The sequence below is a fragment of the Pseudarthrobacter enclensis genome (assembly GCF_001457025.1).
Lineage (GTDB): Bacteria > Actinomycetota > Actinomycetes > Actinomycetales > Micrococcaceae > Arthrobacter > Arthrobacter enclensis.
Map to the genome: position 1 here is coordinate 40,211 of NZ_KQ758600.1, position 21,764 is coordinate 61,974.

The following is a 21,764-nucleotide window of genomic DNA, read 5'->3' on the forward strand; positions in this document are numbered from 1 at the left end:
CCACCGCCGGACCGGATGCCCATACAGGCGGGCCCCGGTCCGGCAGCGTGCGTAAAAGGGGCCCCGCGCCCCCGCTCGCCGCGAAGCGGCCCAAGCGGGGCGTGGGGAATAGCACGCAGAGGATCGGGGCGTGCCTGGCCCCGGACGTCAGGAGCGCGGGGTTGCGTACATTTCTTCGATGATGGTTTCGAAGTCCTTCATGACCTGGGCGCGCTTGACCTTCATGGAGGGGGTCAGATGGCCGGAGGCCTCCGTGAAGTCTGCCGGGACGATGCGGAAAGACTTGATGGCCTCGGCCTGGGACACGGACGCGTTGGCAGCCGTGATCAGGTCCTGTACCGCTGCCTTCACCACCGGGTTGCCGGCGGCCTCCTCCAAGGTGGTGCCGGCAGGCAGCCCGTGCCGCTGGAGCCAGCCTGGCAGCGCCTCCTGGTCCAGCGTGACCAGTGCGCCGATGAACGGCCTGTTGTCGCCCACCACCAATACCTGGGACACCAGGGCGTCGGCGCGGATCTGGTCCTCCAGCAAGGCAGGAATAACGTTCTTCCCGCCGGCCGTGACGATGATTTCCTTCTTGCGGCCGGTGATCCACACGAAGCCGTCCTCGTCGAGGCGGCCGATGTCTCCCGTGCGGAACCAGCCGTCGTCGAACGTGTCCGCCGTGAGGTCTTCACGCTTGTAGTAGCCGCGCATCACGCAGACGCCCTTGGCGAGGATTTCGCCGTCGTCGGCAATCCTGACAGCGTTGCCGGGCAGCGGCTTCCCCACGGAGCCGATCTTGATCAGCGCCGGTGTGTTCACCGAGATGGGGGCTGTGGTTTCGGTAAGGCCGTAACCCTCCAGGACCTGGAGGCCGATGCCCTGGAAGAAGTGGCCCAGCCGTTCGCCGAGCGGGCCGCCGCCGGAAACAGCGTGGGCCACGTGGCCGCCCATGGCAGCTCGCAGCTTGCCGTAGACCAGTTTGTCGAAGAGCGCGTGGCGCAGCTTCAGTCCCAGTCCCACCCGGCCTTCCTGGCGTGCCCGGGAGTAGGCGATGGCGGTATCTGCAGCACGGTGGAAGATGGCGCCCTTGCCGCCGTCCTCGGCTTTGGTCATGGCCGAGTTGTAGACCTTCTCGAACACGCGCGGTACGGCCAGGATGAACGTGGGCCCGTAGCTTTGCAGGTCCGCCAGCAGGTTCTTGATGTCTGGGGTGTGGGCCACTGTGGTCCCGGCGGCCATGGCCAGCACCGAGATGAACCTGGCAAAGACGTGGGCCAGGGGCAGGAACATGATGGTTTTGGCGTTCTCGTGGACAATCTCGCCGATGATGGCCAGCGCATTGTCCGAGAGTTCTACGAAGTTTCCGTGCGTCAGTTCGCAGCCTTTGGGCCGGCCCGTGGTGCCGGAGGTGTAGATGATGGTGGCGGTGTCCGCGAGCGTGGCGGAAGCCCGGCGGGCCTCCAGCTCCTCGTCGCTGACGCCGCGCCCGGCGTCCCGGAGGGCATTGAGCCCGGAACCTTCCAGCTGCCATACGTGGCGGAGGTCGGTGAGGCCTTCGGCGTTGACCGCCTGAAGGATGATGTTCTCGTGGTGGGCTGCTTCGCCAAAGGCGGCCACGGCCCCTGAATCGCCGAGGTTCCAGGCCACCTGCGACGGGGAGGACGTCTCGTAGATCGGAACCGAGACGGCACCGGCGAACCAGATGGCGAAGTCCACCAAGGACCACTCGTAGCGCGTCCGCGACATGATGCCTACGCGGTCGCCGGCTTTAACGCCGCTGGCCATCAGGCCCTTGGCCAGGGCGGTGACGTCTGCAAGGAACTCTGTGGCAGAGATGTCCTGCCAGGAGCCGGAGGCATCGCGCCGGGAAAACAGTGCCGGGTTGTTGGCCTTGCCCGCCTGCCGCAGCAGCAGGTCGGTGATGTTGGTTTCCGGCGGGACAACAACCAGGGGCGGAACACTGAATTCGCGCACTATAGCTCCTTTGATATCCGAAGTCCCGCTCAGGGGCTTGCCACAAGACTAGTACGCCGTTGCGGGACAGTGCTGTACCTAAAGTTACTGGCGAGTAACTTAGCAGTCAATATGGGGCGCCGCACTGTGGGAGGCCCGGCGTGGCCGCCTCCTGGGTGCACGTCCGGCCCGCCTAGAATGGGGGACTATGTACGCACCGCCCTCCGGCGAGCAGCCCGGCTCCCTCCGTAAGTCAGCGCCGTGGAAGCGGCGCACCACCTCCTACCGTGCAGGCGCCCGCCACGGCGGCGGGCTGCGAGGGCAGGTCCGGCTGGGACGCAGGGGCCTGGCCATCGGCATCGACATCGGCGGCACCAAGGTGGCGGCGGGCGTGGTGGACGCCGAAGGCCGGATCCTCGCCGAGGCACGCCGCTCGACGCCGGGAACCGATCCCCGGGCGGTTGAGCGCGTGATCGTGGAACTGGTCGAAGAGCTCGGCAGGGGCCACCGCATCCGCTCGGTGGGGATCGGGGCCGCGGGCTGGATGGACCTCGACGGCGGCACGGTGCTGTTCAGCCCGCATCTCGCCTGGCGGAACGAACCGCTTCGTGCGAACCTCCAGCGGCTCCTGCGGCGCCCGGTCCTCCTGGCCAATGATGCCGACGCGGCGGCCTGGGCTGAATGGAGGTTCGGTGCGGGCAAGGGCGAAAGCCGGCTTGTCTGCATCACCCTCGGCACCGGCATCGGCGGTGCCATGGTGATGGACGGGCGGGTGGAGCGTGGCCGCTTCGGCGTCGCCGGAGAATTCGGCCACCAGGTCATCATGCCGGGCGGGCACCGGTGCGAGTGCGGCAACCGTGGCTGCTGGGAGCAGTATGCGTCCGGCAATGCACTGGGCCGGGAGGCCAGGGTATTGGCCCGCAGCAACTCACCGATGGCCCAGGACCTGCTGTCGGCCGTCGGCGGACACGCCGAGACCATCACCGGCGCCATCGTTACGGACCTCGCCTTGGCGGGTGACACGGCCTCACGCGAACTGATTGAAGAAGTAGGGGAGTGGCTTGGGCTCGGCCTTGCCAACCTTGCCGCCGCCCTGGACCCCGGCCTCTTCGTCATCGGCGGCGGACTGTGCTCAGCGGGGGACCTGCTCGTGGAGCCCGCACGCAAGGCCTTCGCCAGGAACCTCACCGGACGCGGGTTCCGGCCCGCCGCGGGGATCCAGCTGGCCGCGCTCGGACCCAACGCCGGCCTCATCGGGGCAGCGGACCTGTCGCGGGTCAGCAGCAGGGTCCGCAGCTGACAGGTCAGACGCGGGCGCCGTCGTCGTCGCCGTTTTTCTCCTGCGGGAGCTTCATGATCAGGTAGACCGTGCCCAGGACGAACACGGCGACGATGCCCACGATGGCCAGCAGCGGCGCGGAGCGCCAGAACATCGCGGCCAGCAGCAGAGCCACGGGGCCGCCGACCGCCGCCAGCCACGCCAGCATGGTCAGCGGGTCGGTCCCGGCAAGGCTCGGCGGCTCCTCCGGGACGAAGTCACCGCCGTCGTCCTCCACGTCATAGTCGCGAGGGCCCGACAGTGTGTCCGGCGCCTCCTGCCCGTCCGCCTCCGGGCCGGGCACGGCTCCGCGCCCCTCCGCAGGCGCAGGCCGGGACAGGTTCAGGGGATCAAAGTCCTGGAAGGACGCGGGACGGGCCGGCCCTGCCGACGGATTGGGCACGTTCCGCTCAGGCGGCGGGGTGTCCGACTCCAGCCGGGCCACCAGGTCCAGCCAGACGGCGTCGTCCTGGTTGGCACCCTGGTCGGCGGAGCCCGGGTCAGGCCTGTTCATGGTTGGCCCCCTGGTTCCCCTGCCCACCGGCCGCCGCCTCGCCCGCGGCTCGGACGACCATCCTGATGAAGTCCACGGACCCTGTGAAAATCTGCTCAGCGTCGTTGTCCATGGTGGCCACGTGGTAGCTGTTCTCCAGCGAGACCAGCTCCAGCGGGGCGTGCGTGAGGCCGCGCCGCAAGGCGGCGATGCTGGAATCGGACACCACATGGTCCACCGTGGAACGGTAAACCTGCACGGGGGCAGTGATTCGGGGCAGCAGCCTCACGGTGTCCTTGAACATCTTGTTCAGTTCGTGGGCGGCGGCCACCGGGGTGCGGGCGTAGGCGCCCTCATCGATGCCTGCCTTGAGGATGTCATTGGCAATGGCGGGAGTGCTTTTCATGACGAGCTTCAGGATTCCGGCCAGCGGGGCGCGGGGATCGTCGATCACCAAACCGGGGTTGACCACCACGACCCCCGCCACCGGGCGCGTGGCGGCGATGCGCAGTGCCAGGGCGCCGCCCATGCTCAGCCCGGCGGCAAAGACGTGGTCGCACGCTGCATCGAGTTCGCGGTAGGCATCATCCAGGGCACCGTGCCACTGCTGCCACCGGGTCCGTGCCAGTTCCTGCCAGCTGGTGCCGTGGCCGGGCAGGAGGGGCATCCGTACCGCGAAGCCCGCGGCTGCGAGGCCGTGCGCCCATTCGCGGACGCCATGCGGGCTGCCGGTGAAACCATGCGAAAGGACCACGCCGATCCGCGGGCCGTCGCCGGTAAAGGCGCTGCTGAAGGGACTGTGGTCCGGGGCGGCCGTCATGGGGTCTCCGAAGGGCTTGAGTGGCGGGCGTGGTCCCGGAAGAATCCGCTGGATCGGGCGAAGATTTCCGGTGCGTCAACGTCAAGCGTAGCCACGTGTCCGCTGCCTGCAAGCTCAACCACCTCGGTGACCTTGTTCCGTAGCCGCGCCCTGAGCAGTTCCAGGGAGGTAGGGGGAACCACCTCGTCCGTTACGGATTTGAAGACCTGCACGGGGGCTGTCACGCCGGGCAGTTCGCGCAGCGTGACGGCGAAGAGCTTCTTGAGCTCGTGCACTGCCGCGAGCGGTGTCCGGGAGTAGTCGCCGTCATCGGTGATCGCCGCCGTCGACTGTTCCTCCGGGATGGGAGCGGTGGTGCGCTGGAAGTACTTCAGCAGCCCCACCACGCGGACGCGCCGGTCGTAGAAGCTCAGGCCCGGGTTGACGACGCTCACCCCGGCGGTGCCGTGCCGGGCGGCAGTCAGCAGGGCCAGCGCTCCGCCCATGGACAGCCCGGCCACGAAGCAGGTGGAGGTCCTGGCGGCAAGGTCGAGGTACGCGGCTTCGAAGCTGCCGTACCAGTCCCGCCAGCCGGTCCGGGCCAGTTCCTGCCAATCGGTTCCATGGCCGGGCAGCAGGGGGACGCTGACGGCGTAGCCCTCCGCCGCTAGGTGTTCGGCCCACGGCAGCACACTGAGCGGGCTGCCCGTGAAGCCGTGGGAGATGGCGATGCCGATGTCGGCATTGGGGCCGTGGCCGGGAGAGCTGAAAGCGGCGGGACGCGGTGAAGTGCTGCTCTCGGTCATGACTCCATCGTGTCACTGTTCCGGACAAATCTCACTAGAGTAGGGTTTGCATTTGAACTGCTGGCCAGGCCCGGTGCGGAGCCTGGGGACCGCCCTTCCGAGAGGTTCACCGCGTGTTTTATTGGGTCATGAAGAGGATCTTCCTCGGTCCGGTGCTGAAGCTTCTCTTCCGCCCCTGGGTCAAGGGCCTGGACAACATCCCGGACCGGGGCCCGGCAATCATCGCGTCGAACCACCTGTCCTTCTCGGACTCCATCTTTATGCCGCTCATGGTCCGCCGGCCGGTGGTCTTCCTGGCCAAATCCGAATACTTCACCGGAACGGGAATCAAGGGCCGGCTTACGGCCCTGTTTTTCCGGCTCACCAACCAGCTGCCCATGGACCGTTCCGGGGGTGCAGCATCAGCCGCTTCCCTGAGCGCCGGCATGGAGGTCCTGGAGAACGGTGGCCTGCTGGGCATTTATCCCGAGGGCACCCGGAGCCCTGATGCGCGGTTGTACCGGGGCAAGGTGGGGGTTGCCAGGCTGGCGCTCCAGGCCGGGGTTCCGGTCATCCCCGTGGCCATGATCGGCACGGACAAGGTCCAGCCTATTGGCAAGCGCCTCCCCAATATCCGCCGGATTGGCATGATCTTCGGTGAACCGCTGGACTTCAGCGCTTACCGCGACCAGGCCGAGGACCGGGGCACGCAGCGGACGGTCACAGACCGGATCATGCTTGAGCTGCAGCGCCTGTCAGGGCAGGAATACGTGGATGAGTATGCCGCCGTGGTGAAGCTGCGCCTCGCCGGCAAACCCGCGGAGCCGGCAGCGTCCGCCGAGCCGCTGGCTTCTCCGCCTCCGGGGGACGGTGCCGCGGAGGCGTAGCCCTCTACCGGTAGCGCTGCTCCGGGCGGCCGGCCCTTGTGACGCCGGGGTCGCCCAGCGTGACAGCGCGGTGTCCACCCCACGTGCGCGGACGCTAGTCTTAGATGGTGACTGAGCTATCTGCAAAACCCGCCTTTTCGCTGTCCAGCACCGCCCAGAGCGGCGCCGCCAACTATCCCGGACTGGACGACTGGCGGGACCTGCCGATCTCCCAGCAGCCCAGCTGGCAGGACAGGGACGTTTTCGATGCTTCCGTGAAGGAACTGTCCGTGCTTCCGCCGCTGGTGTTCGCCGGCGAGGTCGACGTGCTCCGGGAACGGCTGGCCGCAGCGGCGCAGGGCAAGGCCTTCCTGCTGCAGGGCGGTGACTGCGCGGAAACGTTTGAGGCCGCCACGGCGGACAAGATCAGCGCCCGGGTAAAGACCATCCTCCAGATGGCAGTGGTCCTGACCTACGGCGCCGCAATGCCGGTCATCAAGATGGGGCGGATGGCGGGCCAGTTCGCCAAGCCGCGGTCCTCCAATGAGGAAACCCGTGATGGCGTAACCCTGCCTGCCTACCGCGGCGACATCGTCAACGGCTACGAGTTCACCCCGGAGTCCCGCGGCCACGATGCGTCCCGCATGCTCCGGGCGTACCACACCTCCGCCTCCACCCTGAACCTCATCCGCGCCTTCACCCAGGGCGGCTTCGCTGATCTGCGCTCGGTGCACCAGTGGAACAAGGGCTTCACCGAGAACCCGGCCCACGCCCGCTACGAGTCACTGGCCCGGGACATTGACCGTGCCATCAAATTCATGGACTCCTGCGGCGCCGACTTCGAGGCACTCAAGCGCGTGGAGTTCTTCGCCAGCCACGAGGCACTGCTGCTTGACTACGAGCGCGCGCTGACCCGCATCGATTCCCGCACCGGCTTCCCCTATGACACGTCGGCCCACTTCCTGTGGATCGGCGAGCGGACCCGTGAACTGGACCATGCCCACGTGGACTTCCTGTCCCGGGTGCGCAACCCCATCGGCGTGAAGCTTGGACCTTCCACCACCGGAGATGACGCCCTGCGCCTGATCGACAAGCTCGATCCGGAGCGCGAGCCGGGCCGGCTGACCTTCATCACCCGCATGGGGGCGGGCAACATCCGCGAGAAGCTGCCCGCCGTCGTGGAGAAAGTCACCGCCTCCGGCGCCCAGGTCCTGTGGGTCACCGACCCCATGCACGGCAACACCGTTACCTCGCCCAACGGGTACAAGACGCGCAATTTCGACGACGTCATTGACGAGGTGCGCGGCTTCTTCGAGGTGCACCACAGCCTCGGAACGGTCCCGGGCGGCCTGCACGTGGAGATGACGGGCGACGACGTTGCCGAGTGCCTCGGCGGCGCCGACCCCATCGACCAGGATGCCTTCCTGGACCGGTACGAGTCCGTTTGCGATCCCCGCCTCAACCACATGCAGTCCCTGGAAATGGCCTTCCTGGTGGCGGGCGCACTGACCAGGCACTGAACCTGAACTTGAAGCAGGGGCCGCCGCGCAGTCTGCGCAGCGGCCCCTGTTTCCATATGGCGCCTGGCCCGCCTACACCACCGTCAGCGTGATGACGGAGCCCTCGGGCACTTCCGTGTCCACCGGGTCCTGGTCCCGCACGGTGCCGAAGAACCCGCCCAGGACCTTGTTGACGCGAACTTCGAAGCCGAGCTTCCGCAGGGCCTGTTCGGCTTCGCCGGCCTGCTTGCCGATGAAGCTTGGCACCTCGACCATCCGTGGTCCCTTGGAGATGGTCAGGGTCACCGTTTCGCCGCGGGTCAGGGTACCGTTGGCCGGGTTCTGGCTGACCACCGAACCCTCCGGAACTTTCCTGTCATAGACCTCATCGGCAGACACCTCCGCGGCCAGGCCGGCGGCCTCGATGGCGTCGACGGCCTGCTTCTCCGTCTTGCCCACGACCGACGGGACGGCGATGGGCTCAGGCCCCTTCGAGACTGCCATGGCCACCGGCGTTCCCCGCCGGACGGGGGTGCCGGCGGCCGGATCCTGTGAAAGCACCGTCCCCGTCGGGGCCTGGTCGTCGAATTGTTCGGTGACTTTGCCCAAGGCCATGCCCGCTGAGTTGAGGCTTTCCTTGGCCGCGTCGAGGGTGCCGGCAGTCAACAGGGGCAGGGGAAAAAGCTGGGGACCCTTGGACACCAGCAGGGACACCGGCTGGAACTTGCGGATCTCGGCGCCGGCCTGCGGTTCGCTGCCCACCACCCGTCCGGTGGGCACGTCGTCGTCGAACACGTCGCTGGTGGTGGATCGGAAGCCTGCATCGCTCAGGACGCGCTGCGCCTCGGCCACGGTCTTGTTGGCCACCGGGGGAATGGCCGCGGCGGCGCCCGGCCCCATGCCGAAGAACCAGCCGGCGCCCGTGGCCAGCAGAGCCGCAATGACCAGCACGATGATCCAGAGGATGCCCCGGCGCCGGGGGTTGCCCTCCCGGAGGCTTCGTGCCGGGGTGGCGGCGGCCCGTGCCCGGGCTTTTTCTTCCTCCCGGTCGGCTTTCCGCTGGGCCCGCTTACTCAGCGGCGGCGGGGTCCAGGTGTTGTCGTCGTCTTCCCCGGGCGGTGTCAGGGCGTGCCCGGTGTGTGCGGCCGGGGCGTCGCGGTGCACCACTGCGGGTCCTGCGGGGCTGTACGGAGGAGGCGCCGGCCGGCCGGCCGGCATGACGGAGGTGGGATTGTTGGTGTGCGGAATGAACTCCGTGTGGCTTCCTTGGCCGGATTCGGCGGGTGCGGCCGCCGGGCCCTGCAAGGGACTGGCCGTCCCCAGTGCGGCAGGAGGCTGCAGGTCGAGCTCCGGGTCCGTCAGGTTGGTGCGGATATGGCGGAGCTCCTGCAGCAGCGCGGTGCCATCCACCGGCCTGTTCTCCGGATCATTGGCCGTGCACCACTGCACGAGTTCGTCCACCTCCGCGGCCAGGCCCGGGACCAGCGCCGACGGCGGCCCCACCGTGCTGTTGACATGCTGGTAGGCAACCTGGATGGGAACATCGCCGCTGAAGGGCTGCCTTCCTGTCAGCATTTCGTACAGCATGATGCCTGCGGAGTAGATGTCGCTCCGGGCGTCGGCGGGCCGGCCCAGGACCAGTTCGGGGGAGAGGTAGGCAACGGTTCCGATCAGCGCGCCGCTGCTGGTGGACGTGGTCACCGCCCGGGCCAGCCCGAAATCACCCACTTTGATCCGGCCGTCGTCGGCAATGAGGACGTTTTCCGGCTTGACGTCACGGTGGATGAACCCGGCCGCATGCGCGGCGGCCAGGCCTTCGACCACCGGGTCTATCAGTGCCAGCGCGAGCCTGGGCGGCAGGGCGCCCTTGTCATTGATCACGTCACGGAGTGTGTGTCCCTTGATGTACTCCATCACCAGGTAGGTGGTGTGGCCGTCATTGCCCTGGTCCAGGACCCCTACCACGTGGGGGTGGGACAGCTTCGCGGCGGCCTTCGCCTCGCGTCCCAGCCTGCCCACAAACGATTCGTCGGATGAGAAGTGGGGGTGCAGCACTTTCAGGGCCACATCGCGCTCGAGCCGTTGGTCCTCAGCCAGGTAGACGGTGGACATGCCGCCCCGGGCCAACCGGGACCGGATGGCGTAGCGGTGGTCCACCAGCGTTCCTACAAGGGGGTCAGACACGTTTTCCTGCACCCTCCGATCCTAGTTGCAAAAGGAACGGGTCCGAACCTTGGCTGGTTCGGACCCGTTCCTTTGAGGCACCGCCGCCCGCAGCTGCCGGGCGGCCAAAGGTCAGCGGAAGTTCTTCTGGTGTGCCTTGATCGCCGCCACGTATGCCTTGGTGTCGTCATACATGCCGTACTTGCTGACCGAGTACTGGCCCTGGTAGTAGCCGGCGATTGCCGTGTCGCGGTCCTTGCTCGTGGCCAGCAGCTGGCGGATGATGGCGACGCCGGCAGTGGCGTTGTCGTAGGGATCAAGCAGGTTCAGCTTGCGGCCCACCAGGTCCGAGGCCCATTCGCCCGAGCTGGGGATGACCTGCATGGTTCCGATGGCGTTCGCGGGCGAGACGGCACGCTGGTTGAAGCCGGACTCCTGGTAGGCAAAGGCCAGCGCCAGCGACGGCTCGACCCCCATCCGCCGTGCGGTGTCAGCGACGATGTTCTGCATCTCGGCCCGGGACGGGACCGGGGAGGCGTTCAGCCGTGCCTTGTTTTCGTTGGCCGAGTTGACGACGGCGGCCGGGTAGCTGAAGCCCAGGAAGGAGCTGGGTACCAGCGGGGTGCTTGAAGCGGCCGGCTGGGGTGCAGCCGGTGCCGACGCGCCCGGAATGGTCAGCTTGTTGCCCGGATAGATGATCGACCCGGCGTTGAGCTTGTTGGCCGACAGCAGCTCGGAGAGCTTCACGCCGTGCCGGGAGGCGATGGCGGACATCGTGTCGCCGGCCTTGACGGTGTAGGTGCCGCCCGCCGGCGAGGACGTCGAGGCCAATGCAGCCGGCGGCGCGGCCGCCGGCGATGGGGCGGCGGCTGCCGCTCCACCGGAGGAAACTTTGATCTTCTGGCCGGGGTAGATGATGGAACGCATCGACAGGTTGTTCCAGGCGAAGACGTCCCCCAGGCTGACGTTGTGCCGGGCCGCGATGGCGCCCAGGGTATCGCCCGCCTTGACGGTGTAGGTGGCGCCGCCGGAGGAGGGCGGTGCAGGGGCGGCCGGTGCCGCTGGGGCTGCCGGAGCAGCGGAGGAGCCGCCCTTCAGCTTGATCTTCTGGCCCGGGTAGATGATGGTGTTCGCCTGGAGGTTGTTCAGCCTGAGCACTTCCCCGGTGCTCAGGCCGAACCGGCCCGCGATGGCGCTGATGGTGTCGCCGCGGGCAATGGTGTATTCCGCCGGCGCCGCAGGTTGCGCCGGCTTAAAGGCAGCAGGAATGGCGGCTGAAACGGCCGACGCGGGGATGACCGACGCCGAAGCCTGCGCGGCCTGGGCCTTCATGGCTGCACGGAGGGTCGCGGGGAGCTGTTTGGCCGGCTGCTGGGCGGTGGCCGGTTGGGCGAGGGCCAGGGAGGACAGGACAACCGCCGGCAGGGCCGCCGTCGTCGCAGCAATCATCGGCAAGCTCGGCCTGGGGGGTTGCTTTGGCGAGCGGGACATCGTCATGTAGGGAATCCTCTTCTCAACTGCAGGGGGTGCGGACGGGGGTGCCGCGATTGTTCCTGATACTACTGTTACTCGAGTGATTTCTGTTACGAGTGTTAATAGTGAGAATCTCTCATGAATTCGCAGTTAGCACAAGAATCCGGGCATTTCCTGTAAGCAGGAATTTCGGAGTGTCTGCAGGTCAGGAGCCTCGCTGGAGTTGACTGACTAGGCGGCGGGGCGCGGACCGTGGGAACCTTGAACCGTGAGTAACGTAGAAAGCCTCGTGGGCGAATGGCTGCCCCTTCCGGATGTCGCCCAAATGTTGAATGTTTCCATTACCCGGGTGCACAGCCTTATTGATGAGCATGCCTTGGTGGCCCTGCGCGTGGGCGAACGGAAAATCCGCTCGGTGCCGGCCGAATTCGTCCAGGACGGGCAGTTGGTGGACAGCCTGAAGGGCACCATTGTGGTGCTGGCCGATGCCGGGTATTCCGACGAGGACCTCATCGTCTGGCTTTTCACTCCTGACGAGTCACTGCGCGGCCGCCCGATCGACGCCCTGCGTGAAGGCCGTAAGACGGAAATCAGGCGCAGGGCGCAGACCCTGGCCTGGTAGTTCCGGAGTCCTAGGAGGCCCGGCTGACGGTGGCTTCGGCAAGCCTGCGCAGCGCAGTCTTGGGGAGCTCATCCAGGTCCAGGGCCTCCAGGGCCTCGTACGCGGCGGCACCGTATTCCCCGATCAGCACCTCGGTGGCCTGGAGGGCGCCGGAATCCTCGATGATCCGGCGGATTTCCTGGACATCGCCGTCGGTAAGGTCCGGGCTTCCCAGCCGGGCATCGATGAATTCCGACTCTGCCGGCGCGGCCTGGTCCAGGGCCAGCGCCACGAGCACGGTGCGCTTGCCTTCGCGGAGGTCGTCGCCGGCAGGCTTTCCCGTGGTCAGCGGGTCGCCGAAAACCCCCAGGACGTCATCGCGCAGCTGGAACGCCTCGCCGAGCGGAAGCGCGAAAGCGGAGTAGCCGCGCAGCAGGTCGTTGGTGCCACCGGCCAGGGCGCCGCCAAGTGCGAGTGGATGCTCGGTGGAGTACTTGGCGCTCTTGAAGCGGATGATCGACTGCGCACGGCTCACCGCACCCGCGCGGTCGCGCACCGGACCGGCCACCTCCTCAAGGATGTCCAGGTACTGCCCGGCCATGACCTCCGCCCGCATGAGGTTGAAGATGAGCCGTGCGCGGCTTCCGGAAGCCGCGCGGTCGCCGATGTCGGTGAACGCTTCTTCGCTGAAGGACAGGCACAGGTCGCCGGCGAGGATCGCGGCGGCCTGCCCGAACCTTTCGCTGTCCAGGGCCCAGCCTTGGGACTCGTGCAGCTGGCTGAAGCGGCGGTGGACGCTCGGCCCGCCGCGGCGGGTGTCCGAACGGTCGATGATGTCGTCGTGGATCAGGGCCGCGGCCTGGAAGAGTTCGAGTGCTGCCCCGGCCGTGACGACCTCGGCGGCCCCGGCCTCCCCGCCGGCGCCCCGCCAGCCCCAGTAGCACATCAGCGCGCGCAGGCGCTTGCCGCCGGTCACCAGGTTCGAGATCGAGCCCATGATGGGGTCGATGTCGCTGGAGATGCCGGACATGATGCCCTGCCGGGAGGTCAGGAAGCCCGTCAGTTCCCCGGCCACCGCCGCAACGAAGTCGGCCTGTTCGTTCCTCAGCTGCTCCGCGGCCGTCACTTGGCTGACTCAGCTGCCACGTTGGCGCCGATGGTGAACGTCGCGGTCCCGGACGCTTCCACCACAGACAGGTTGACAGTCTCGCTGTCTCCCCGCACAAAGTCCTTGGAAGCCACCGCACCCACGCTGTCCCCGGGCACCGCTTTGAAGCCCTGCGTCTCAAGGGCCTTGGTGTAGAACTCGACGACGGCGGACGTCGGCCCCTGGACGGTCGCCACCAGGGCGGCGGTCGCCGGAGTGGACGCCTTGTCGAAGCTGCTGGATACGACCGTCGCGTTCGGCATCAGGGGCAGCAGCTGCTGCGGGAACCCTTCGACCACGGCACCGACCGTGGCGGAGGTTCCGGGGGAGGAGCTGGGGCTTGCGGACGCCGTGGCCGTGGGCTGGCCGGTGGCGGGAACGGTGGCGGAGGATGTTGCCGAGGGTGCCGGTGACGGGGTCGGGCTGCAGGCCGCCAGCGTCAATGCTGCACCCGCAGCAAGGACGGCAAGGCCGGCCGGTGTGAGTTTTCCAATGACCGTCACAGGGACTTTCCTCCTGGTGTTGATGCCGGATCCAGCCACCAGTTTAGTCAGTACCAACGGATAGGATTGCAGCCGTGGGGCCCGAAGCGACAAACCAGCCGTCCGGCGCACGCCGTCCCGGCGGCCGGCGCACATGCATCATGCATGTGGACATGGATGCATTCTTCGTCTCGGTCGAGCTCCGCACCCGCCCTGAACTGCGCGGCAAACCCGTCATCGTCGGCTTTCCCGGCGAGCGTTCGGTGGTGCTGTCCGGTTCCTACGAAGCGCGGGCCTTCGGTGTGAAATCGGCCATGCCCATGGCCGTCGCCTACCGGCTGTGTCCGCAGGCCGTCATCATCGAGCCCCGCCACAAGCTGTACTACGAGGTGTCCGCCCAGCTGATGTCCATCTTCGGATTGGTCACCGAACTGGTGGAACCGCTCAGCGTCGACGAAGCCTTCCTGGACGTGACCGGAGCCATCCGGCGCCTGGGTCCGCCGCGGGGCATCGGGGAGCTGATCCGACGCCGGGTTTCGTCCGAATTGGGCATCACCGCGTCAGTGGGCATCGCCGAGACCAAGTTCGTCGCCAAGATCGCCTCGACCCGGTGCAAGCCTGACGGTCTCCTGCTCATTGGCCCGGACGAGACCGTCCCCTACCTGCACAGCCTGCCGGTGGGCGCCCTGTGGGGTGTGGGTGCCAAAACCGCAGAGGTGCTGGCCAGGATGGGCATCCGCACCGTGGCTGACGTGGCTGCGACGCCGGTGGGCACGCTCCGCCGGCTGCTCGGCGCTGGAGGGGAACACGTGCACCGGCTCTCCTGGGGCATCGATCCGAGGCCCGTCACCCCGGTGCGCCTGGAGAAGAGCATCGGAGCGGAGGAGACGTTCTCTGTTGATACGGCCGACGACGGCCTCCTCCACCGGGAGTTGCTGCGGCTGTCACACCGTACAGCCGCACGCCTGCGGAGCTCGGGACTGGTGGCGCGGACCGTGGCGCTGAAGCTGCGCTTCGCCGACTTCTCCACGATCACCCGCAGCCGCACGGTGCAGACACCGATGGACAGCGCCCAGCTGATCTATGCCGTGGCGGTCCAGTTGCTTGAATCCGTGGGGGACAGGCCCATGTCCGTCAGGCTGGTGGGGATCCGTGCGGAGCAGCTCGACGAGGCCGCCACTGCCTCACTCCAGCTCACCATCGACAGGCGGGACGAGAACTGGCGCGCCGCAGAGCAGGTGCTGGACCAGGTGACCAGGAAATTCGGTTCCAAATCGGTTCTTCCGGCCCGGTTGATGGAGCCCGGCAAGGGGGCGGAGTAGGCGCCCGGCGGTGCCGCCCCGCTCCGCGCCAAGGAAGTAATCGCCGTCTTTCAGAACGGCCTGCAACAAACTATCCTTAGATATACATAGTTTTTTGAGTGACCGGACTACTGCCGGACCCTCTTGGACATGCTTCCGCTCCCCGCGGTTGTGTACCCGGTTGCCGCTTTTCTGCCACCCCGGCAGGGCGGGAACGGAACAGGCACACCAGCCGTTAAGGGTGCAGGAGTGATGGCCGGGACCGGCCCGGACGTTGGCCTACGAAGGAGGTCGTGATGCCGCTGTCGGAGCACGAACAGAAGCTGCTTGAGCAGTTGGAGAAGCAGCTTCACGAGGACGACCCGAAGTTTGCGAACTCCATGGGGTCGGACCCCGGGCGTTCGTGGTCAACCAGGCACGTGGTGATCGGAGTCCTCTGCGCCCTCGCGGGTGTGTTCCTTCTGCTGGTCGGTGTGACACTGCAGAGCATCTTCGTCGGCGTCCTTGGCTTCGTGGTCATGGGCGGCGGCGTTTACTTTGCGACGATGCGAAGTTCGGCGGCTGCCAAGGCCGGCAAGGGCAGCACAGGAAAGCCCGGGAAGCCGAGGAGTTCCTTCATGAGCAATCTCGAGGAGCGCTGGGACGAGCGCCGGCGCGGCGAGCCCTAACGGGGCCCACGCTCCGCGTCCCGTACGCGCCGGGGGCGTTCCCCGTCCACGCACCTCCACTTCACTCCCCACCAGGGCAGGAATTCCTGGAAAGACCCGCTTCGGCGGGTCTTTTCCTGTTTAACGGCGCCGAACCGGTTGAGCTTGCGCGTTGCGTCAGCGCCGGGCACCCGAGGTGCAGCCGAAAGTCCTCCACTTCCTACCACCCGGGAAAAAACCGCGCCATTCTGCGCCTCTCTTCCCACATTTGCGTGTCCAGGGGCGCCGTTTTGCGTTGACTGTGGTGGAAAGTGGAGTAATGTGGAGGACATAAGAGGGTGGTTGCAACACAGGGGATGTGCAGTTCCTGACATCGGACAGGCGGTGGGCCAGTGTTTCTGGGCACTCATTCGCCGCGTCTGGATGAAAAGGGCCGGATCATTCTCCCCGCCAAGTTCCGCGAGGAGCTTGCCAGCGGCCTGGTGCTCACAAGGGGCCAGGAACGTTGCATCTACGTCTTCAGTGAGAAGGAATTTGCACGGGTCCACGAGCAGATGCGGGAGGCGCCAATCTCCTCCAAGCAGGCACGTGACTACATCCGTGTCTTTCTCTCCGGAGCCTCTGACGAGGTACCTGACAAGCAGGGGCGCGTGACTATTCCTCCCGCGCTCCGGGAGTACGCAGGCCTCGGACGGGAACTTGCCGTGATCGGCGCAGGAACCCGGGCCGAGATCTGGGACGCCCAAGCCTGGAACGAGTACCTCGCGGAAAAGGAAACGGCCTTCTCCGAAACGGACGACCCCATTCCGGGCATTCTCTGAATAGCCGGAACGGGCAGCAGGCTGTTTCCTGGATGAGGTCTCCAGCCGGCCGATCGGCCAGCCAACCTGACTCACTTCCCCGGAGCCAGGCGGGCAGGACGGTAGGTGCGGATGGGGGCCTGATCCCGGAAACAGGCAGGGCAACCACGACGGCGAGAAGGGACGAGGCATGAACGAACAACCGAAGCCAACGTCCGAACGCCATGTGCCGGTCCTCCGCGACCGGTGCATTAATTTGTTGGCCCCCGGATTCGAAGCGTCACGGCATCGGGGCGAAACCCCTGTTGTCATTGATGCCACCCTGGGCATGGGCGGCCACTCGGAGGCGATGCTCCAGCGGTTTCCGGACCTCCACCTGATCGGAATCGACCGTGACGAGGAAGCCCTGTCCCTCGCCGGTGAGCGGCTCGCACCCTTCAGCGCACGGACCGACCTGGTGCACGCCGTCTACGACGAAATCCCGGATGTCCTGGAAGACCTCCGCGTGGCCCAGGTGTCCGGCGTCCTGATGGACCTGGGTGTCTCGTCACTGCAGCTCGACGAACGGGATCGTGGCTTCGCCTACTCGTTCGATGCGCCCCTGGACATGCGGATGGATACCAGCCGCGGCCAAACGGCGGCCGACGTCGTGAACACCTACAGCGAAGACGAACTGGTCCGCATCATCCGCAAATGGGGTGAGGAAAAGTTTGCCGGCCGCATCGCCAACAGGATAGTCACTGCACGCGCCGCAAAGCCCTTCACCACCACGGGCGAACTCGTCGAGCAGATCCGCTCAGTGGTGCCGGCCGCCGCGGCCAAGTCCGGCGGTCATCCGGCAAAGCGGACCTTCCAGGCCCTGCGCATCGAGGTCAACGAGGAACTCGACGTCCTGGAACGCGCCGTTCCGGCGGCGGTGGACGCCTTGGCGCTCGGGGGACGCATTGTTGTCATGTCCTACCACTCGCTGGAAGACAAAATCGTCAAAAGCGTTTTCCAGGCCAGGTCAAAATCCTCGGCCCCGCTCGGGTTCCCGGTGGAGCTGGAGGAACACAAGCCGGAACTGAAGACCCTGACCAAGGGCACCGAGGTGCCCACCGCCGTCGAAATCGCAGAAAACCCCCGCGCCGCCTCAGCGAGGCTCCGAGCAGCGGAACGAATCAGAGCCAGGAGAGCTGTATGAGCACCGCCGCCGTCAAGAACTTTCCCGCAGCTCCCGCCACCCCGGCGCCGGACCAGGCCAGGAAGGGCCGTACGCCGCTGTCCGTGGTGCGCAGTGCACCGAGGAAGCGGCGTGCCCCGTTCGTGGTGCTCTGCTTCGCCATGCTCGCCGTCGCGCTGGTGGCCGTGCTGGTCCTGAACATCTCTGTCTCCACCGCGCAGTACCAGCTGGTGGAACTGCGGGCTGCCCAGAGCACGCTCACCAAACAGAACCAGGACCTCACCCAGCAGGTGCAGAACTACGAGGCGCCGCAGAACCTTGCCGCGAAAGCCAAGGACCTGGGCATGGTGGCATCCACCGTCAAGGGCCAGATCGATCTTTCAACCCTCTCCGTGACCGGCAAGGCGACGCCGGCAGTTAAAGGCGCTTCCGAAGGGGCCGTGATCCCGGCCCCCGCAGTTCCCGGGCAGCTGATCGTCGTCCCGCCGGCGTCGGCCGGTGAGCCGCTGGCAAGCCGCAAGCCCGCCACTGAGACTCCCGCCGCCGCGGCCCCCGCCGCAGAGACTCCCGCCGCCGCGGCCCCCGCCGCAGAGACTCCCGCCGCCGCGGCCCCCGCCGCAGAGACGCCCGCCCCGGCCGCGCCCGCTGCCCGGCAGGCCACCGCGGCCGACCTTAACGGCGGCACGGTGCCGGCTCCGCAGCAGAAGGTCCCCGGACAGTAATAATCAGGACAGGCAGGCAAAAGGGTCGAACAGCAAGGAAGATCAGTGGCGCAGAAGACCGGCAAGGCACTCGGCGGCAAGGCGCCCAACCCCACCCGGCGCCTGCGGCTGGGCCTGGGCGTCATGCTGAGCCTGCTGCTGGTGGTCGGCGGCAAACTGTTCCTGGTGCAGGGCCTGGATGTGGGAGGAATGGCGGAAGCCGCCCTTAACAAGCGCATGACCGAAACGGTCCTTCCGGCTGAGCGCGGCAGCATCCTTGACGCCAACGGCACCGTCCTGGCCAACAGCGTGATCCGCTACAACGTGGTGGTGGACCAACAGCTCAACACGAAGACCGAGTCCTACCGGCGGCTGGATACAGTGGACGGCAAGGAAAAGCTCGTCGAGGTCAGCCGGGACCAGGGCCTCACGGAGCTGGCCGCAGTCCTGGGCATGGACAAGGACGCCATCGTCAAGGCCGTCACCGGTGAATCCCGCTACTACATCGTGGCCAAGGACGTGAAACCCGACGTCGAGGACAGGATCTCCAAACTCCAGGTGCCGGGAATCGTCACCGAAGGCGTGAGCAAGCGCGTCTACCCCAACGGGTCCGTGGCCGGCGGCGTCATCGGCTTCCTGCAGGAGGGCGGCAGCGGCCAGGCCGGCATCGAACAGACCCAGGACTCAATTCTCAAGGGCTCGGACGGAAAGCGCCTGTTTGAAATCGGCGCCGACGGCCTGCGCATCCCCGTCGGCGTGGACGAACTGACCGAGCCGGAAGACGGCAAGAACGTCAAGCTCACCATCAACTCCGACCTGCAGTACTTCGCCCAGCAGGCCATCCAAAGCCAGGCGGACAAGCTCAGTGCCGAGTGGGGCGTCATCATCGTGATGGACGTCAAGACAGGCAACCTCGTGGCCATGGCGGACACAAACTCGCCGGACCCCAACAACCCCGGACTGGTGGCTGCGAAGGACCGCGGAGTCCGGGCGGTGACGGCAGCGTACGAGCCGGGCTCCGTGGAGAAGATGCTGACCGCCGCGGCGCTGATCGAAGAAGGCAAAGCCAACCCGCTCAGCGAATACACCCTGCCGCCGTCCTACACGGTCAACGGGCAGACCTTCACCGATTCCTTTTCCCACGGTACCGAGAAGCGCACCCTTGCCGGCATCCTGGGCTACTCGATGAACACCGGAACCGTCATGGCCGGCCAGGCCCTGACCAAGGAACAGCGCTACGACTGGCTGAAGCGGTTCGGCATCGGCCAGGCCCCGGACATCGGGCTCCCGGCCACCGCCTCGGGCATCCTGACACCGGCCGACCAATGGGACGGCCGCCAGGAATTCACCGTGCTCTTCGGACAGGGCGTGTCCCAGTCGACCCTGCAAACGGTGCGGGCCTTCCAGTCCATCGCCAACAACGGCGTCATGCTGCAGCCCCGGCTGATCGACTCCTATATATCGCCGGACGGCACCGAGGAAAAGGTCCCGGCCGCAGAGCCCACGCGCGTCGTGTCGGACAGCACCGCCGAACAGGTCCAGGACATCCTCGAAAGCGCCGTCACCGAAGGCCAGATCAAGGACGCGGCCATCGACGGCTACCGCGTGGGTGCCAAGACCGGCACCTCGGAATCGCCCTGCGACGACGGAAAGTCCGGTTTCTGCGGCTACACCGCCTCCATGGTGGGCATGGCGCCGATGGATGATCCGCGGTTTATTGTTGAGGTGGTACTCCAGCGGCCCAAGGGCAGCATCTACGGGATTACCAACGGTCCGGTGTTCCGGTCCGTCATGAGCCAGGCACTGCGGACCTACAACGTCCAGCCGTCCACCGGCGAACCGGCAAGACTGCCCCAGTTCGCCAAGTAGCACCCCGGCGCTCCGGGCCGCAGCGATGCCCGCTGCAGCCCGGCCCGGGTACGGTCCACTAGCACCATCGGAGATATCCCTTGTCAGAGTTCATGCCGCCAGACAGCAGCGCCGTTCCCGCGGCACCTGCCAGCACGCCCCGGTTCCGGCCGTCCGCCGTCGACCCGATCCGGCTGGACAGCATCGGGGACGCACTCGGCGTCCCGGTCCCCGGATCCTCCGCGGACGTGGCGGTCACCGGTATCTCGCTGAACTCACGGACCGTGGAACCCGGAGACCTTTACGTGGCCCTGCCCGGCGCCACCCGCCACGGCGCGGACTTCGTCGCACAGGCCGTCGAGGCGGGGGCGGTTGCCGTCCTGACCGACGACGCCGGAGCCCGGCTGCTCGCCCTGTCAGCCGACACTCCGGTGCCCGTGCTGATCGTCCCGCACCCCCGCAATGTCGTGGGCCCGCTGTCCGCGGCGATCTACGGCAGTGCCGACGGCGCGGCCGGGGGGCTGACGCTGTTCGGCGTCACCGGCACCAACGGCAAGACCACCACCACCTACTTCATCAACTCGCTGCTGCGCGCCCTCGGCACGGAGGCCGGCCTGATCGGCACCATCGAGATCCTGGCCGGCGCAGAGCCCATTCCCAGCCTGCTCACCACGCCCGAATCCACCGAGGTGCACGGCCTGCTGGCGCTCATGCGGGAACGCGGCCTGAGAGCGGCCGCCATGGAAGTCTCCTCCCACGCCATCTCGTTCCAGCGGGTGGACGGGGTGATGTTCGACGTCGCCGGCTTCACCAACCTGACCCAGGACCACCTTGACCTGCACCACACCATGGACGGGTACTTCGCTACCAAGGCGGACCTCTTCACCGCGTCCCGTGCACGGAAGGCTGTGGTGACGGTCGACGACGAATGGGGCCTCCGGCTCGCGGCATCGGCCGGGATCCCGGTCACCACCCTCAGCACCGACGGGCGCACGCCCGCCGACTGGACCGTCGCCACAACGGAGCCCCGTGGCCTGGGCACAGCGTTCACGCTGGCGGGCACTGCAGGGGCGACGCTGCGGCTGCACACCGGGCTCCCGGGCAGCTTCAACGTGGCCAACGCCGCCCTCGCCACCCTCATGGTGCTCAGCTCCGGAGTGGAACCCGCCGCCCTCCAACAGGCACTGGACACCGCTGACCCGTTCACGGTGGCGGTGCCGGGCCGCATGCAGCTCATCGGCACACGGCCCGCAGCAGTCGTCGATTTTGCCCACAACACCGACGCGCTGGCCCGGGCCCTCGAAGCCGTCCGGCCTGCGGAAGCGGATTCCCGGCTGATCGTCGTTTTCGGCGCCACCGGCCAGCGCGACCAAGGCAAGCGGCCCGCCATGGGCGCCGTAGCCGCCCGCCTTGCCGACACCGTCATCATCACGGACGACGACCCCCACGACGAGGACGCGGCAGCGATCCGCGCCGACGTCCTGGCAGGGGCGGCCGATGCCCGCGAACGGGAATCCCTGCCCTGCTCGATCCTCGAAGTCTTCCCCCGGGACGAAGCCATCCGGCGCGCCGTGGAGCTCGCCCGGCCGCAGGACAGCATCCTGGTCGCCGGCCGCGGCCACGAAGTGTGGCAGGAGGTCAAGGGGGTCAACCTCGCCCTCGACGACAGGGTGGAGCTTCGGAACGCCTTGACAGCCAGGGGATTCAACGTTCTCCAAGACGACCGGATAGAGTCCTAGACCGA

19 protein-coding genes are annotated in these 21,764 nt (G+C 67.2%); 11 read left to right on the plus strand and 8 right to left on the minus strand.

What is annotated here, in order from left to right:
- Nucleotides 1-147: 147 nt before the first annotated feature.
- Entirely contained in the window at nt 148-1,956 is a 1,809-nt protein-coding gene (locus tag AS031_RS04870; RefSeq protein WP_058267025.1) for an AMP-dependent synthetase/ligase, read from the minus strand.
- 187 nt (nt 1,957-2,143) lie between these two features.
- On the opposite strand from AS031_RS04870, the gene AS031_RS04875 reads away from it, so the two are divergent.
- Nucleotides 2,144-3,235 (plus strand): ROK family glucokinase, encoded by a 1,092-nt coding sequence (locus AS031_RS04875; RefSeq protein ID WP_058267026.1) that lies wholly within the window; start codon nt 2,144-2,146, stop codon nt 3,233-3,235.
- Nucleotides 3,236-3,239: 4 nt separating this feature from the next.
- Here AS031_RS04875 and AS031_RS04880 read toward each other — a convergent pair whose 3' ends face one another.
- From AS031_RS04880 to AS031_RS04890, 3 genes are read right to left on the minus strand one after another with little or no spacing between them, the layout of a single operon-like run.
- Complete coding sequence (locus AS031_RS04880) at nt 3,240-3,767, minus strand: hypothetical protein (protein WP_058267027.1); 528 nt, start codon at nt 3,765-3,767, stop codon at nt 3,240-3,242.
- A complete protein-coding gene (locus AS031_RS04885) occupies nt 3,754-4,566 on the minus strand; it encodes an alpha/beta hydrolase (RefSeq protein WP_058267028.1) in 813 nt (270 codons plus the stop codon). Before AS031_RS04885 ends, AS031_RS04880 begins: the two co-directional genes overlap by 14 nt.
- Nucleotides 4,563-5,351 carry an alpha/beta hydrolase gene (locus tag AS031_RS04890; RefSeq protein WP_058267029.1) on the minus strand — a complete coding sequence of 263 codons (789 nt, stop codon included), beginning with the start codon at nt 5,349-5,351 and terminating at the stop codon, nt 4,563-4,565. Before AS031_RS04890 ends, AS031_RS04885 begins: the two co-directional genes overlap by 4 nt.
- Before the next feature lie 113 nt (nt 5,352-5,464).
- Between AS031_RS04890 and AS031_RS04895 the strand changes: the two genes are divergently transcribed.
- Together AS031_RS04895 and AS031_RS04900 are read left to right on the plus strand one after the other, a co-directional pair.
- Nucleotides 5,465-6,217 (plus strand): lysophospholipid acyltransferase family protein, encoded by a 753-nt coding sequence (locus AS031_RS04895; protein WP_058267030.1) that lies wholly within the window; start codon nt 5,465-5,467, stop codon nt 6,215-6,217.
- A 104-nt stretch (nt 6,218-6,321) separates the two neighbouring features.
- A complete protein-coding gene (locus tag AS031_RS04900; protein WP_058267031.1) occupies nt 6,322-7,716 on the plus strand; it encodes a class II 3-deoxy-7-phosphoheptulonate synthase in 1,395 nt (464 codons plus the stop codon).
- A 72-nt stretch (nt 7,717-7,788) separates the two neighbouring features.
- Here the strand turns inward: AS031_RS04900 and AS031_RS04905 are convergent, their stop codons facing one another.
- Together AS031_RS04905 and AS031_RS04910 are read right to left on the minus strand one after the other, a co-directional pair.
- On the minus strand, nt 7,789-9,891 hold the full coding sequence (locus tag AS031_RS04905; RefSeq protein ID WP_058267032.1) for a Stk1 family PASTA domain-containing Ser/Thr kinase: 2,103 nt from the start codon (nt 9,889-9,891) through the stop codon (nt 7,789-7,791).
- A 99-nt stretch (nt 9,892-9,990) separates the two neighbouring features.
- Nucleotides 9,991-11,355 (minus strand): lytic transglycosylase domain-containing protein, encoded by a 1,365-nt coding sequence (locus tag AS031_RS04910; protein ID WP_058267033.1) that lies wholly within the window; start codon nt 11,353-11,355, stop codon nt 9,991-9,993.
- A 244-nt stretch (nt 11,356-11,599) separates the two neighbouring features.
- On the opposite strand from AS031_RS04910, the gene AS031_RS04915 reads away from it, so the two are divergent.
- Nucleotides 11,600-11,953 carry an Rv2175c family DNA-binding protein gene (locus tag AS031_RS04915; RefSeq protein ID WP_058267034.1) on the plus strand — a complete coding sequence of 118 codons (354 nt, stop codon included), beginning with the start codon at nt 11,600-11,602 and terminating at the stop codon, nt 11,951-11,953.
- A 10-nt stretch (nt 11,954-11,963) separates the two neighbouring features.
- Here AS031_RS04915 and AS031_RS04920 read toward each other — a convergent pair whose 3' ends face one another.
- Both AS031_RS04920 and AS031_RS04925 read right to left on the minus strand, forming a co-directional pair.
- On the minus strand, nt 11,964-13,058 hold the full coding sequence (locus tag AS031_RS04920) for a polyprenyl synthetase family protein (protein ID WP_058267035.1): 1,095 nt from the start codon (nt 13,056-13,058) through the stop codon (nt 11,964-11,966).
- Nucleotides 13,055-13,582 carry a hypothetical protein gene (locus AS031_RS04925; RefSeq protein WP_058267036.1) on the minus strand — a complete coding sequence of 176 codons (528 nt, stop codon included), beginning with the start codon at nt 13,580-13,582 and terminating at the stop codon, nt 13,055-13,057. Before AS031_RS04925 ends, AS031_RS04920 begins: the two co-directional genes overlap by 4 nt.
- A 140-nt stretch (nt 13,583-13,722) precedes the next feature.
- Between AS031_RS04925 and dinB the strand changes: the two genes are divergently transcribed.
- The 7 genes from dinB to AS031_RS04960 all read left to right on the plus strand — a co-directional run bounded on the left by dinB (nt 13,723) and on the right by AS031_RS04960 (nt 21,759).
- Nucleotides 13,723-14,883, plus strand: a complete 1,161-nt coding sequence (dinB, locus tag AS031_RS04930; protein WP_141688776.1) for a DNA polymerase IV — start codon at nt 13,723-13,725, stop codon at nt 14,881-14,883.
- A gap of 275 nt (nt 14,884-15,158) precedes the next feature.
- Nucleotides 15,159-15,530, plus strand: coding sequence for a DUF3040 domain-containing protein (locus tag AS031_RS04935; protein WP_058267038.1), 372 nt, complete (start codon nt 15,159-15,161; stop codon nt 15,528-15,530).
- A gap of 371 nt (nt 15,531-15,901) precedes the next feature.
- Entirely contained in the window at nt 15,902-16,330 is a 429-nt protein-coding gene (gene mraZ / locus AS031_RS04940) for a division/cell wall cluster transcriptional repressor MraZ (RefSeq protein ID WP_018763545.1), read from the plus strand.
- 169 nt (nt 16,331-16,499) lie between these two features.
- Nucleotides 16,500-17,492 carry a 16S rRNA (cytosine(1402)-N(4))-methyltransferase RsmH gene (rsmH, locus tag AS031_RS04945; RefSeq protein WP_058267039.1) on the plus strand — a complete coding sequence of 331 codons (993 nt, stop codon included), beginning with the start codon at nt 16,500-16,502 and terminating at the stop codon, nt 17,490-17,492.
- Nucleotides 17,489-18,193, plus strand: coding sequence for a cell division protein FtsL (locus tag AS031_RS19760; protein ID WP_058267040.1), 705 nt, complete (start codon nt 17,489-17,491; stop codon nt 18,191-18,193). The genes rsmH and AS031_RS19760 overlap by 4 nt, the downstream gene beginning before the upstream one ends.
- A 45-nt stretch (nt 18,194-18,238) precedes the next feature.
- Nucleotides 18,239-20,041, plus strand: coding sequence for a peptidoglycan D,D-transpeptidase FtsI family protein (locus tag AS031_RS04955; RefSeq protein WP_058267041.1), 1,803 nt, complete (start codon nt 18,239-18,241; stop codon nt 20,039-20,041).
- 92 nt (nt 20,042-20,133) lie between these two features.
- Nucleotides 20,134-21,759 (plus strand): UDP-N-acetylmuramoyl-L-alanyl-D-glutamate--2,6-diaminopimelate ligase, encoded by a 1,626-nt coding sequence (locus AS031_RS04960; RefSeq protein WP_141688758.1) that lies wholly within the window; start codon nt 20,134-20,136, stop codon nt 21,757-21,759.
- The last annotated feature ends 5 nt before the right edge of the window (nt 21,760-21,764 follow it).

Coding starts and splice junctions, on each gene's coding strand:
- AS031_RS04875 (WP_058267026.1), top strand. CDS start 2,144: ATGTACGCACCGCCCTCCGGCGAGCAGCCCGGCTCCCTCCGTAAGTCA.
- AS031_RS04880 (WP_058267027.1), bottom strand. CDS start 3,767: ATGAACAGGCCTGACCCGGGCTCCGCCGACCAGGGTGCCAACCAGGAC.
- AS031_RS04885 (WP_058267028.1), bottom strand. CDS start 4,566: ATGACGGCCGCCCCGGACCACAGTCCCTTCAGCAGCGCCTTTACCGGC.
- AS031_RS04890 (WP_058267029.1), bottom strand. CDS start 5,351: ATGACCGAGAGCAGCACTTCACCGCGTCCCGCCGCTTTCAGCTCTCCC.
- AS031_RS04900 (WP_058267031.1), top strand. CDS start 6,322: ATGGTGACTGAGCTATCTGCAAAACCCGCCTTTTCGCTGTCCAGCACC.
- AS031_RS04910 (WP_058267033.1), bottom strand. CDS start 11,355: ATGACGATGTCCCGCTCGCCAAAGCAACCCCCCAGGCCGAGCTTGCCG.
- dinB (WP_141688776.1), top strand. CDS start 13,723: ATGCATGTGGACATGGATGCATTCTTCGTCTCGGTCGAGCTCCGCACC.
- AS031_RS04935 (WP_058267038.1), top strand. CDS start 15,159: ATGCCGCTGTCGGAGCACGAACAGAAGCTGCTTGAGCAGTTGGAGAAG.
- rsmH (WP_058267039.1), top strand. CDS start 16,500: ATGAACGAACAACCGAAGCCAACGTCCGAACGCCATGTGCCGGTCCTC.
- AS031_RS19760 (WP_058267040.1), top strand. CDS start 17,489: ATGAGCACCGCCGCCGTCAAGAACTTTCCCGCAGCTCCCGCCACCCCG.
- AS031_RS04960 (WP_141688758.1), top strand. CDS start 20,134: ATGCCGCCAGACAGCAGCGCCGTTCCCGCGGCACCTGCCAGCACGCCC.